Raw genomic sequence first — 607 nt, 5'->3', positions numbered from 1 at the left:
GCAGCCGTGGACTGGGTCTCAGACAGACGGAGCATTAGGGGTCGCATGCTTGCGTTCAAAGCCTTCAAGGGAGCCGGTTGGCTCGTCGTTTCACGCTTCATCGGCCGCCTCGTCGATTTCTGCACGCTTCTGCTCTTCGCTCGTATTTTGACACCTGCCGATTTCGGCTTGGCGGCACTGGCAATGTCGCTTGTCGTGGTTGTCGATACTGTGTTGGAAGTGCCTGTCACGCAGGCGATGGTTCGGCTCGATATGGTCGACAAGAGCCACCTCGATACGGGCTTCACGCTGAGTGTCGTAAGAAGCGGACTGATCGCGCTTATCGTCCTCGCCGCCGCCTGGCCCTTCTCGTTGATCAATCACAATCCGCAACTCACTCCGCTGATTGCCGTTCTGGCGATCGGGCCGATTGCGAGGGGTTTCTGTAGTCCGGCAATGGTGCATTTCGTCCGGGAGCTCGGCTTTCGCCAGACCTTCCTTCTGGAATTCAGCGGCAAACTATGTGCCTTTGTCATTGCCATGATCACGGTCTTTTCGGGAGGGAGCTATTGGGCAATCGCCGCCAATTTCGTCACCAATTCGGTGGCGGCTGTCGTGGTTTCTTATC

General features: G+C 57.0%; 1 protein-coding gene. It reads left to right on the top strand.

The features are described 5' to 3' along the window. Nucleotides 1-45 precede the first annotated feature (45 nt). Nucleotides 46-607: oligosaccharide flippase family protein (locus tag ACYJRZ_RS31940; RefSeq protein WP_459465543.1), on the top strand; the 562-nt coding region annotated here is incomplete at its 3' end.

It is taken from the genome of Rhizobium sp. No.120 (assembly GCF_054558365.1).
Note: the sequence above shows the minus strand (reverse complement) of the source record. Positions and strands in the feature narration are given on the sequence as shown.